11 protein-coding genes are annotated in these 11,045 nt (G+C 67.4%); 9 read left to right on the forward strand and 2 right to left on the reverse strand.

Annotated elements, in window-relative coordinates:
- Positions 1-1,413, forward strand: a 1,413-nt coding sequence (gene thrS, locus VFP86_04450) for a threonine--tRNA ligase (GenBank protein ID HET8998875.1), incomplete at its 5' end; no start/stop codon positions are given.
- Here the strand turns inward: thrS and VFP86_04455 are convergent.
- A complete protein-coding gene (locus tag VFP86_04455) occupies positions 1,382-1,984 on the reverse strand; it encodes a YceI family protein (GenBank protein HET8998876.1) in 603 nt (200 codons plus the stop codon). The two genes, thrS and VFP86_04455, sit on opposite strands and share 32 nt — an antisense overlap.
- Positions 1,985-2,065: 81 nt before the next feature.
- Here VFP86_04455 and holA point away from each other — a divergent pair, with 81 nt between their 5' ends.
- Positions 2,066-3,067: a DNA polymerase III subunit delta gene (gene holA, locus VFP86_04460; GenBank protein ID HET8998877.1), complete on the forward strand. Its 1,002-nt coding sequence runs from the start codon at positions 2,066-2,068 to the stop codon at positions 3,065-3,067.
- 12 nt (positions 3,068-3,079) lie between these two features.
- Here the strand turns inward: holA and rpsT are convergent, their stop codons facing one another.
- The gene (rpsT, locus tag VFP86_04465; GenBank protein HET8998878.1) at positions 3,080-3,346 is read right to left on the reverse strand and encodes a 30S ribosomal protein S20; all 267 of its coding nucleotides are present in this window, start codon (positions 3,344-3,346) and stop codon (positions 3,080-3,082) included.
- A gap of 130 nt (positions 3,347-3,476) precedes the next feature.
- On the opposite strand from rpsT, the gene murJ reads away from it, so the two are divergent.
- The 7 genes from murJ to VFP86_04500 form a co-directional block, all read left to right on the forward strand.
- A complete protein-coding gene (murJ, locus tag VFP86_04470; protein HET8998879.1) occupies positions 3,477-5,090 on the forward strand; it encodes a murein biosynthesis integral membrane protein MurJ in 1,614 nt (537 codons plus the stop codon).
- Between the two features lie 105 nt (positions 5,091-5,195).
- Positions 5,196-6,221, forward strand: a complete 1,026-nt coding sequence (hrcA, locus tag VFP86_04475) for a heat-inducible transcriptional repressor HrcA (GenBank protein HET8998880.1) — start codon at positions 5,196-5,198, stop codon at positions 6,219-6,221.
- A gap of 12 nt (positions 6,222-6,233) precedes the next feature.
- Positions 6,234-7,343 carry a molecular chaperone DnaJ gene (gene dnaJ, locus VFP86_04480; GenBank protein ID HET8998881.1) on the forward strand — a complete coding sequence of 370 codons (1,110 nt, stop codon included), beginning with the start codon at positions 6,234-6,236 and terminating at the stop codon, positions 7,341-7,343.
- Positions 7,340-8,329, forward strand: a complete 990-nt coding sequence (locus tag VFP86_04485) for a 50S ribosomal protein L11 methyltransferase (protein HET8998882.1) — start codon at positions 7,340-7,342, stop codon at positions 8,327-8,329. The genes dnaJ and VFP86_04485 overlap by 4 nt, the downstream gene beginning before the upstream one ends.
- A complete protein-coding gene (locus VFP86_04490) occupies positions 8,319-8,888 on the forward strand; it encodes a sigma-70 family RNA polymerase sigma factor (protein HET8998883.1) in 570 nt (189 codons plus the stop codon). Before VFP86_04485 ends, VFP86_04490 begins: the two co-directional genes overlap by 11 nt.
- Complete coding sequence (locus tag VFP86_04495) at positions 8,885-10,081, forward strand: DUF4349 domain-containing protein (protein ID HET8998884.1); 1,197 nt, start codon at positions 8,885-8,887, stop codon at positions 10,079-10,081. Before VFP86_04490 ends, VFP86_04495 begins: the two co-directional genes overlap by 4 nt.
- A 281-nt stretch (positions 10,082-10,362) precedes the next feature.
- The coding region (locus VFP86_04500; GenBank protein HET8998885.1) for a carbamoyl phosphate synthase small subunit at positions 10,363-11,045 on the forward strand (683 nt) is incomplete at its 3' end.

Here is an 11,045-nt window from a genome sequence, read left to right on the forward strand (position 1 = left end):
CTGCCGTCCACCGGGCGGATCAAGGCGATCAAGCTCTTGAGCACCTCGGGGGCGTACTGGCGCGGCGACGAGCACCGCGAGATGCTCCAGCGGATCTACGGGATCTCCTTCCCCACGAAGGAGGCGCTCGAGGCCTATCTCGCCCGCCTGGAGGAGGCCAAGCAGCGCGACCACCGCAAGCTGGGCCGGGAGCTGCAGCTGTTCGCCTCCGTGGAGGAGGTGGGGGCCGGTCTCCCGCTGTGGCTCCCTCGAGGGGCGACGGTGCGGCGCGTCCTGGAGCGGTACATCATCGACCTCGAGGAGGGACTCGGGTACCAGCACGTCAAGACTCCGGACCTGGCGAGCGTCGAATTGTACAAGATCAGCGGACATTGGGACCACTACCGTGAGAACATGTACCCGCCGATGAAGGTGGACAACGAAGAGTTGATCCTGCGCCCCATGAACTGCCCGCACCACATCATGATTTACAAACACGGGCAGCACAGCTACCGGGACCTCCCGGTGCGGATCGCGGAGCTGGGAAACATGTACCGGTACGAGCGATCCGGGGTGCTGTCGGGCCTGGCGCGCGTCCGCGGGATGACCCTCAATGACGCGCACATCTTCTGCCGGCCGGACCAGCTCAGGGACGAGTTCACCGCCGTCGTGCGGCTGATCCAGCGCGTCTACCGGGATCTCGGGTTCCAGACCTACTGGTACCGCCTCTCGATGCGGGACCCCCACGACCGGGCGAAGTTCGTGGGGAACGACGCGATGTGGGACCTCGCGGAGGACACGCTGCGCGACGCGATGCGGGCGCTCGGTTTGGAGTTTGTGGAGGCAAAAGGGGAGGCGTCGTTCTATGGCCCTAAGCTGGACGTCCAGGTGCCCAACGTCATGGGAAAGGATGAAACGATCTCGACGGTGCAGATCGATTTCTATCTGCCGGAGCGGTTTGGACTCGAATATATCGCCGAGGACAGCCATCCGCGCCGGCCGGTGATGATCCATCGGGGCGTGATCAGCACCCTTGAACGGATGATGGCGTTCCTGATTGAGATTTACGCCGGGGCGTTTCCGCTCTGGCTGGCGCCCGAGCAGGTACGGATCCTCCCGATCGCGGACCGCCACCTCGGGTACGGCCGCCGGGTCGCGGACGTCCTCCAGGGGCGCGGCATTCGTGTGCAGATCGACGGCAGCAGCGAGCGAACCGGACACAAGATCCGCGAAGCGCAGTTGATGAAAGTGCCGTACATGCTCGTCGTCGGAGACCGCGAGGAGCAGCAGCAGGCCGTCGCGGTCCGCAGCCGGGCCAAGGGAGACGAGGGGGTCAGCTCTCTCGCGGGCTTCGTCGACCGGGTTGTGGAGGAGGCCGCGTCGCGCGCCCGAGGCGGACCGTTCAGGGCTGGCGGGCCCGAATGTGGAGCGTGACCGTGACGGGGTCTCTCGCGACGAAGATGAACGCCCGGGGATAGGGAATCCCATAATCGGCCATGCGGACGGTCGTCTCGGCATCCGCGAGGAACTCGCGGGCCAGCGCGGTGACCATCGTCGGAAACTCCACGTCACGCGTCACGTCGCGGATCGTGAGTTGGCCGTGGACCGTTGCGGCAAAGGGCCGGACGGCGAGGCCGGGTTGGGCGCTCACGGTTCCCTTAAAAGTCATGGACGGGAACTGGCCGGTCGAAAGATACGTGGACCGCATGCCGGCATCCCGCGTTCCATCGCCCGTGGTGATCGAGGACGTGTCGATCATCGCGTCAACCCGAGCGACGTATTCCTCCCCGTCTCGTCGCGGCTCGACCACGATCCGGCCGGTGATCTTGGTGGTCCGTCCTGTGAAGCCTCCGCGATTGTCGGGGACCGAAAACGTGACTGAGGAGTCCCCCGGCACAATCTCGAAGATTCCGACGGGTAGGAGCACTACACCTTGGACGGCGGACGACATGAGCAGTGAGAGGATGATGCTCAGGCTCCCGATTGACATGAGGCTCCGTGGCATGGACCGTTCCTCCGCATCTTCACCCACTCGATGTTGCCTAGGGTCCATATCGTCCGTGTCACAGAATAGGGAGGCCGGTCGGTGACCCCCCCCGAACCTCCCCGCGGGAACGTCCGGCCGGCTCCCATGGTGTACGTCTTGCTCGGCGAAGAGGAGTGGCTCGCGGAGGAGATGCTTGGGAAGCTCCTTCACGACCTGCTGCCGGCGTCGGAGCGGGATCTCAATCTCGACAACGTCGACGCTACCGAGACGCCGTTGGCGGAGATCCTGACCCGGTGCCAAACGCTCCCGTTCTTCGGGACCCGCCGTGTGGTGGTGCTCCGTCGAGGAGAAGCTCTACGGCCGCACGACCAGGACGCGCTTGCCGGTTATCTTGAGCAGGGACCGCCGCCCTCGACGCTCATCGTGCTCGCCGAGAAGCTGGACAAACGGCGCCGGTTGTCCACTCTCCTCCAGCGGATTGCCAGGATCATCCCGTGCCGGCGGTTGGACCCGCGGGAGCTCCCCCCGTGGATCCGGGCTCGGGTGGAGACGGCAGGCAAGGCGATCACCCCAGAGGCGGTGGACGTGCTGGTCATGCTGGTGGGAGGCGCGCTGCGCGAACTCGGGACCGAGGTCGACAAGTTGGTGTCGTACGTGGGGACACGGCGTACCATCAATGAAGCCGACGTGCGCGAGGTGGCCAGTCACGTGGCCGAGTCCACCGTCTTCGAGTTGATGGATGCGTTAGGACTCCGCCAGACCGAGCGGGCCCTCAGGCTGCTCCAGGTTGTGCTCGCGGAGGAACCGCCGGTGAAAGTCTTGTTCATGCTGGGCGACCAGATCCGGATGCTGCTCCGGACCAAGGCGCTTCAAGAGCGGAACCCGGCGCCCGGCCGCCGGCCCCCGCAAGACGCCATCCGGGATGCCCTCGGAACCCGTGCGTTCCTCTACGAACGGTACCGCGCCCAGGTGGCGGCGTTCGGCCGTATGGACGTCGCGCGGGTGTTGGGAATGCTCGTGGAGGCCGACACGGAGATCAAGACCGGGACGAAGCCTCCCCGCCTCGCCCTGGAGACGCTGATCGTGGGGCTCTGCGTCTGAAGCGGGGCGGCCTCAGGCCGGCGTTGCGGTGGTGTGGTGGGCCAGGTGACGAATGAGGCGGGACTTGCTCCGCGCCGCGGCGTTGGGGTGGATGATCCCTTTGCGGGCCGCCGTGTCGATCTCATGGATCGCCGCCCGCACTTCCGCCGAGGTCACCGCGGACGCCAGGCGAGCCTGCTTGACCAGGGTCTTGATCGTGGAGCGGACCGACTGGTTGCGGGCCGTCCGCTTCACGGCCTGGCGTTTTCGCTTCAGGCCGGATTTCGAACGCTTGGCCAAACCGGCACCTCCATGACGTGAGCTCGGATCGAAAGACGCGAGGCCCATTGTAGCATAGGCTCGGGCCCAGAAACAACACGAGGTCCCTCCCGCCGGCCGCCGCGCAAGCGTGTGTTATAATGGCGGGCAAATGTCGACCGGGGCCGAGCCGGCCACGAACCATCGGGCACAAGTCTCCGGACGGCTCGCTCGGGCGGCCGGCATCATCGCCGTCAGCACCGTCGGCAGCCGCGCGCTCGGCTTGATCCGGGATGTCTTCATCGCCGCGTTCTTCGGCGCGACGTCCGCACGGTCCGCGTTCGTCATCGCGTACTCCATCCCATTTTTTGCGCAGCGCTTGTTTCTAGGCGGCATCCTCAGCGTCGTGTTTATCCCGGCGATCACCGACGTCCTGACGCGGGGCGACCCGGAGGAGACGCGGCGGGTCGTCACCAGCACCTGGAACTTGGTGTGGATCATTGGACTCGGTCTGACCGCGCTGGGGGTCGTGGCCGCTCCCGTCCTTGTCCCGATCGCTGCGCCCGGATACCTGAGCACGAATCCCCAGGTGTTGAGGACGGCGATCGACCTCACGCGGGTCATGTTCGTGTCCATGGCGTTTCTCGCGCTGTCCGGGTTCGTGACGGGGTTTCTCAACGCGCACCGGCAGTTCGCGGTCCCGGCGCTTGCGCCGCTGGTCTTCAACGTGGTGATCATCATCGGCGTCGCGGTACTCGGCAGGCCCCTCGGCATCCTCGGGGTCGCGGTCAGCTTCCTCCTCGGGTGGGCCGCGCAGTTCCTCGTGCAGCTGCCCGCCGCCTGGAAGGCCGGGCTGCGGTGGGGAACCGCGCTGGATCTAGGTCATCCGGCGATCCGTGAGATGGGCCGGCTCGCGATCCCCGCGATGCTGGGCTTGGCGGTGATCGAGATCAACTCCAACGTCGCCCGGTTCTTCGCGTCGTTTCTCCCTCCCCGCCCGGCCGTGGATTATGTCGCCGTGCTCGATTACGCGTTTACCATCAACCAGGCGCCCGTGGGCATCTTCGCGCTGTCACTGGCGACCGCCCTGTTTCCAACGATGGCCCGCCAGGCGGCGGAGGGCCCGGGGCGGTTGCGCGAGACGACATCGCTGGGGCTTCGGGGGGTCCTGTTCACGATGGTGCCCGTGATGGCCGCCATGCTGGCGTTGAGCGAGCCCCTCGTCCGGGTCGTGTTCCAGCGGGGCGCGTTCGCTCCAGAGGCGACCCACGCCGTGGCGCTTGCGCTCGTCGGGTTCGCGGTCGGGAGCGTTCCCTACGCCGCCTACTACATTGTCACGCGGACCTTCTACGCCTTACACGATACGCGCACCCCCGTGCGGATCGGGCTGTACATGATCGCGCTCAACGCCCTCCTCGACCTGGTTCTCATGCAGTGGCTTGGCCACACGGGGATCGCGCTGGCCACCTCCTTGGTGGCGATTGCGAACGTCGGGTGGCTCCTCGGGGTGTTGCGCCGGCGGATCGGCGGCGTAGAGGGGCGCGCCGTGGCGGCCACGGCGCTCCGCACGGCCATTGCGGGTGGCGTCCTGGCCGCGGTCTCCCTGGGTACATTAAGGGCAGTAGGAGGCATCGTCGACCCCACCCGATTCGCCGGGGCGGCGGCGCAGCTGATCGCGGCCCTTGTGGCTGGAGGGGTCGCCTACCTGGGGGCGTGCACGATATTAGGCGTTCGTGAGATGGCGCTCCTGCGGTCGTTCGCTGGTCGGGGCCGCGGGGAGGCGTGAGGAGCCGAGATGGGTCTTTTCTTGACACTGATCTTAAGTGGATGGTACCCTGAACGCGAGCAGCGCTAGCACTCCCCTGATGGGAGTGCTAATCTGAGGACCGCGATGGTGGACGATCTCGACGCCCGGAAACGCGGCATTTTGAAGCTGATCATCGACGACTATATCATGTCGGCTGAGCCAGTCGGGAGCGAGGCGGTCTCGACGCGGCACCGGCTCGGGATTAGCTCCGCGACCGTGCGGAATGAGATGGCGGCCCTCGAGGAGATGGGGTTCCTCCGGCACCCGCATACCTCAGCCGGGCGCGTCCCCACCGAACAGGCGTACAGGATCTATGTCGATTCGATGCTCCAGGAGGAGCAAGTGGGGCCGGCGGAGCGGACCCAGATCCGGCGGACGCTCTCCATGGCGGAGCCGGAGCGGACGATCCAGCAGGCGGCGAGAGCCCTGGCCTCGGTCACGAACTTCGCGGCGGTCGTCGCTCCCCTGAACGCGTCCGAGCAGCGCATCCGGCACCTGCATCTCATACCGCTCTCGCCCCAGCGCGCGCTGGTGGTCGTCGTGACCGACGACGGCGTGTTTGAGGGGAAGACTGCGGAGTTTCCCGAGTCGCTTTCTCCTGACGACCTGGACCGTTTGTCCCAGGCGATTACCCGCCGGATCGTCGGTCAACCGCTGCGAGATCTCACCGAGGGCAAGCTCGACGCGGCGATCGGGGATGCCGCGCTCTATCAGCGGGTCGTGACCGAGGTGGAACGCCTCGTCCGCGACCAGCGGCTCCACGCGTCGGCGCGCGTGGTGACCGACGGAACGGCGAACATCCTCAAGCAGCCGGAATTCCAAGACGTCCGCCGCGCCCAACCGGTCCTCTCCGCGCTCGAGCAGGAGGATGTCGTCGTGGAGATTCTCCGTCCGGGCCCCGTGGGGGACCGAGTCCGGATCACGATCGGCCGGGAGAACGCCCGGGAAGAGATGAGGGACTGCAGCGTGATCACCGCAGCCTACTTTCGTGAAGAACGGCCCGCCGGTGTGATCGGGATCATCGGGCCCACTCGTATGCGCTACAGCAAGGTCGTCAGCCTGGTGTCGTTCCTGGCCGATAGCCTCGGCGAAGCGCTGGGACAATCGTAGCGTCTGCGCCCGATGCCCCGCCGCGACCTCTACGAGACCCTGGGCATTTCGCGCTCGGCGACCCCTGAGGAGATCAAGCGCGCGTTTCGACAGCTGGCTCGGGAGCACCACCCCGATGTGAACCAAGACCCGCGGGCGGATGAACGTTTCAAGGACATCAACGAAGCGTATCAGGTGCTGTCGGACCCGGAGCGGCGCGCGTTGTACGACCGGACGGGCCGCACCGGATCCACGATGCGCGATGCGGGCGGGTTCGGCCCCTTCGGGGCCGGCCCGTTCGAAGATATCTTCGACATGTTCTTCGGGCGCGAGCGCGCCACGGGCGGCGAGCCGGGTCCCGAGCGGGGAAGCGACCTCCGCATCACCCTCGAAGTCACCCTGGAAGAGGCGGCGCACGGCGCCGACAAACTCATCCACGTGACGCGCGAGGAAACCTGCCCGGTCTGCTTCGGCACCGGCGCGGAAAAGGGAAGCGCCCCCGAGACGTGCCCCACCTGTCACGGCGCCGGGCAAGTGCGGTACAGCCGCCGCACCGCGTTTGGCTCATTCGCACAGATCACGACCTGTCCGCAGTGTGGAGGGCGAACGAAGGTGGTCCGCCACCCCTGCGGGGAGTGCCGCGGAGCCGGACGCGCCAACGCCAACCGGGAGATCTCCGTGAAGGTGCCCGCCGGCGTGGAAGACGGGACGCGTCTCAGGCTTTCGGGCGAAGGCGAGGCGGGAATGCGGGGGGGAGAGCGGGGCGACCTGTACGTGGACGTGGCGATCGCGACGCACCTCGTGTTCGCGCGACGCGGTCACGACCTGCACTGCGAAGTTCAGATCACGATGGTGCAGGCCGCCTTGGGAGATCAAGTCGAGGTGCCGACCCTTGACGGGTCCGCGTCCCTGATCGTCACGCCGGGATTCCAGCCCGGGAGCACGATGACGCTCCGGGGCAAGGGCATGCCGAGCCTCCGAGACGGCCGTGGTGATCTCATCGTGCACGTTCAGGTCGTCATCCCCAAGGAGCTGACGAAAGAGCAGGAACGGCTGTTGCTGCAGTTCGGAAAGCTTCGCGGGGAGCAGGTTCACCCGCCAAAGAAGACGCTGCTCGGGAAGTTTCGCCCAAGCGTTTCTTGAGCGTCCGCCGGGACGCCGCCGCCCGACCCAAGTCTGCCGGCCAACGGGCCGGCCGCACGTGGGCAGAAGTTCGGGTGGTCACCTCACCGTCCGCCGTCGAGGCGGTCGGCGCCATGCTGTGGAGCCTCGGGGTCGCCGGCGTGGCGGAGGATCGACTCTCCGGTAACGCCGTCCGCCTCCGTGGCTATCTGCTTCCGTCCCGTGCGGGGTCGCGCCTGGTCCGATCGCTGCGGGCCCGCGTCCGCGATTTAGCGAACTGCGGTCTCGATCCGGGGCCGGCATCTGTGACCAGCCGGGTCGTGGCGGCCCGGGGGTGGGCGCGCGCTTGGAGGGCCACCGCGCGGCCTCTGCGGCTGGGCCACTTGGTTGTGGCGCCGACCCGCATCCGCGTGCCTGCGCGTCCCGGCCAGATCGTCATCCGGATCGACCCCGGCATGGCGTTCGGGAGCGGGGCGCACGCGAGCACGCGCCTCTGCCTCCGCGCGCTCCTTCGCTATCTCCGATCGACCCAAGGCCGCCCGACCGTGGTCGATGTCGGGACCGGATCGGGGATCCTCGCGATCGCGGCGGCCCGCTTGGGCGCCGGACAGGTGTGGGCCCGCGATGTCGATCCGATCGCGGTCTCGGTCGCGCGCGCGAACGTCCGGGCAAACCGCGTCGCGCACATCGTCCGCGTGACCCAAGGGGCGGGAGTGGGATCGGTCCCGGCCCGATGTGATCTGGTCGTCGCCAATATCATCGCGGACGCCGTCATCGAGCTGCTTCAGGAAGTTCGGGGGAGGATCGCGCCGCACGGGGTGTTCGTTGGGTCCGGGATCGTGGAGGATCGCCTGGGCGCGGTCCTCGAGGCCGCCGCCGCGGCCGGTCTCGAGCGGACCGACCTCCTGGCCTCCGGGGAATGGCGTGCTGTGGTCTTGAGCGCTCCGGGAACTTTTTCTCGACCCCTCCGTCTAACCGTCAGAACGGAGGTGAAGCGTGACCGGTGAGGACCTGCTGATCGCCCAGAGCCGCGGTGGCGATACCCGCGCCTTCGACCTCCTGGTCGAAAAGTATCAAGACCGCGTCTATGACTTGGCATACCGGATCACGGGCCACCACGCCGATGCGCAGGACGCAGCTCAGGAGGCGTTTGTCAAAGCCTACCTGGCGCTTGGGACGTTTCGCGGCGACGCGGCGTTCTCGACCTGGCTGCACCGGATTGCGGTCAACGCCGCCTATGATGCCGTCCGGCGCCGTCCGCCGGCGGGCTCCCAGCCTGTCGAGGCGGCCGCGGCCGCCGTCGATCCTCTCGGCGATCGAGCGGAACGCGTCGAGGCCCGGGGGCGAATCCTCCTAGCCATCGCCGCGTTGCCGCTCGAGCAGCGGGCGGTCGTCGTCTTGAGAGACATCCAAGGGTGGAGCTACGAGGAGATCGCCGCGATCGCGGAGATCCCCCTGGGAACCGTCCGATCACGGCTGGCCCGAGGCCGGGAAGCGCTCAAGGCCGCGCTGGCCGACCTCGCCCCGGTGGATTCTCGCGCGTATGCTGGAGGGAACGCATCATGACATCTGGTCACGTGAGCGAGTTGTTGTCTTCCTACATCGATGGCCGGGTGAGTGTGGAGGAGCGGGAGCGCATCGGCCGGCACCTCGAGACCTGCGCGGCATGCCGGGGAGACCTGGCCGCCCTGCAAGGGGTCGTGGGACTGCTCCACTCGGTCCCGCCGGTCACCGCCCCCGAAGAGCTCCGGGCGGTGATCCGCGCGCGCGTCGAACACGGCGGGATCCCGCCGGCCCACGGACGCCTGGGGCATCTTCCGAACCTCCGATGGCCTCGCCTCGCGACCACGTGGCGTCCGATTGCCGCCGCGGTGGCCGTCGTGGTGATCGGCGTGTTCGCGGTGAACCTCCTGGGGCCACAGCTTCCCCGCCTCGGCGAGCGACGGGAGACTGGGCAATCGACGTCCACCGTCTCGCTGCTCGAGGCGTCAAAGGACGCCGCCGGAAGGCCGAGCGCCGCCAACCGGGCGGCGGTGTCCCAGCCGAATAGTCCTCCTGCGGCCGTCACATCACCGGATGCGTTCATGAGGAGCGTGATTCGCACCGCCCGGCTGACGGTGGAAGTGGACCGGTATGACGCGGGCGCTCGGCGGCTGCTCGACATCGCCGAAGGGGCCGGCGGGTTCATCGCGGATTCCTCGTACGGCGAGGACGACGGCCGCCCCCGGGGGGAGTTCACCCTTCGCGTGCCCGCCGGCCGATTCGCCGCCGCCATCAAGGACGTGGAGACGATGGGCACGGTGCGCCAGCGGCAGATCAGCGCGCAGGATGTGACGGAAGAATACGTGGATCTCCAGGCCCGGCAGCGCAACCTGGAGCGGCACGAACAACAACTGCTGACCTTCATGGACCGGGCGACCAAGGTCCCCGACCTGCTGGCGGTCGAGCAGGAGTTGTCGCGGGTGCGGGGCCAGATCGAGCAGATCACGGGTCGCCTGCGGTATCTCGCGCACAATGTCGAAATGGCGAGCATCACCGTGGTCCTCTCCGAGCACCCCAAGAAAGGCCACGCCGGCCTCTGGGACTTCGACGGGACGCTCGCGAAGATGCAGGGGGCGTTCCTGGCGACGGTGCAGCAGATCTTCGCCGCCGCCGAGCGCGTGCTCGTGCTGGCGAGCACGCTGCTCCCGGTTGGCGCACTCGCGGGTGTCGTCTGGGCGGTGTTCCGCCGTACCCGACAATCGAAAGCCGGAGCGTGACGATCGGGCCGGCCCTGCGCTTGCAATTCTCATCCAACCCTCTACAATAAGAGGTCAGAAGCGGACCATTAACGATCTCCGGGAGGGATCGATGGTGCGTGGACGGCGGAGCATTATCGGACCTCTTTGATAGGCCGCGGGGAGCCCGCCGGGCTCCCCTTTCGCACGCCCATACGGGGCACCACCTCCGCATCCATCTGCCCAACGGGCCGGGAAGACATTTGCATTTTTATGAGACGATTGAGTATAATTATGCATAACGGCGGTTCGGGGAGGGTGGCGTGCGGGCCAGGGTGGCTCTGGAAGACGGTCTGATGCTCGTCGGCCGGTCCATCGGGGCGCCGGGATGGACCGGGGGAGAGGTCGTGTTCACGACGGCGATGACCGGATACCAGGAGGTGCTTTCCGATCCATCCTACCGCGGTCAGGTCGTCACGATGGCCTACCCGCTGATCGGCAACTACGGGATCAGTAGTGAGGCGTGGGAGTCTTACCAGCCGCACGTCTCCGGGTTCATCGTCAGCGAGGCGGCGCACCGGCCGCATCATTGGAGATCGGAAAGCTCGCTCGCCGCGTTCCTGGCCCACTGGAAGGTGGTGGGGATCGGTGGCGTAGACACGCGGCGGCTGGTGAGGCACCTTCGGACCCAGGGCCTGCAGCGTGGCGTGATCTCGACCGAAGAGATCCCCGACGCCGACTTGATCGATCGCGCGCGCGGCCTGCCGGAGATCGGGACGCTCGATCTCGTCGGGGAGGTGTCCATCCGCGAGCGCCAGCATCACCCGGGGCCCGGCCCGCGGATGGCCGTGCTCGACTGCGGACTGAAGTGGGGCATCCTCGAAAACCTGCGGCGGCACGGGTGCGACACGTGGGTGCTTCCGCACACGACCACCGCGGAGGAGATCCTCGAGCTCCGGCCGGCCGGGCTCGTCTTGTCACCGGGGCCCGGTGATCCGAGACGTCT

Source organism: bacterium (assembly GCA_035703895.1).
In the GTDB taxonomy this organism is placed as follows: domain Bacteria; phylum Sysuimicrobiota; class Sysuimicrobiia; order Sysuimicrobiales; family Segetimicrobiaceae; genus Segetimicrobium.

Bases quoted from the DNA above. Each gene is read 5' to 3' on its own strand.
- VFP86_04455 (HET8998876.1), bottom strand. From the start codon at position 1,984: ATGCCACGGAGCCTCATGTCAATCGGGAGCCTGAGCATCATCCTCTCA.
- murJ (HET8998879.1), top strand. From the start codon at position 3,477: ATGTCGACCGGGGCCGAGCCGGCCACGAACCATCGGGCACAAGTCTCC.
- hrcA (HET8998880.1), top strand. From the start codon at position 5,196: ATGGTGGACGATCTCGACGCCCGGAAACGCGGCATTTTGAAGCTGATC.
- dnaJ (HET8998881.1), top strand. From the start codon at position 6,234: ATGCCCCGCCGCGACCTCTACGAGACCCTGGGCATTTCGCGCTCGGCG.
- VFP86_04495 (HET8998884.1), top strand. From the start codon at position 8,885: ATGACATCTGGTCACGTGAGCGAGTTGTTGTCTTCCTACATCGATGGC.